At 56.3% G+C, this 279-nt stretch carries 1 protein-coding gene; it reads left to right on the top strand.

The genetic code is table 11. From position 1 onward, the window contains the following. Positions 1–251, top strand: a 251-nt coding sequence (locus KVT27_RS24290; protein ID WP_217582144.1) for a hypothetical protein, incomplete at its 5' end; no start/stop codon positions are given. Positions 252–279: the final 28 nt, after the last annotated feature.

Below are 279 nucleotides of genomic sequence, written 5' to 3'. Positions count from 1 at the left end.
ACGTTATCTACCCACCCGCCGTAATACCCTGCGATCATACCGATTGCAGCACCGATGGAGCCTCCGACCAAGACGGACGCGAACCCGATGAACAGCGATTCCCGAGCGCCATCGACGACAAGACTAAGCACATCCCGGCCAAAATAGTCGGTTCCCAGCCAATGAGCGGCACCGGGTGGAAGCAGCAGCTGATCCGCCTGCATATCCGTTGGCGAATACTTGGCAAACCATCCTGGCGCGATCGCGAATAAGAGCAACAGAAAAACTACGAGAGAAGCT

It is taken from the genome of Lysinibacillus sp. GbtcB16 (assembly GCF_019091145.1).
Lineage (GTDB): Bacteria > Bacillota > Bacilli > Bacillales_A > Planococcaceae > Lysinibacillus > Lysinibacillus fusiformis.
The sequence above is the reverse complement of the archived record's forward strand: the minus strand, read 5'-3'. Positions and strand labels throughout refer to the sequence as shown.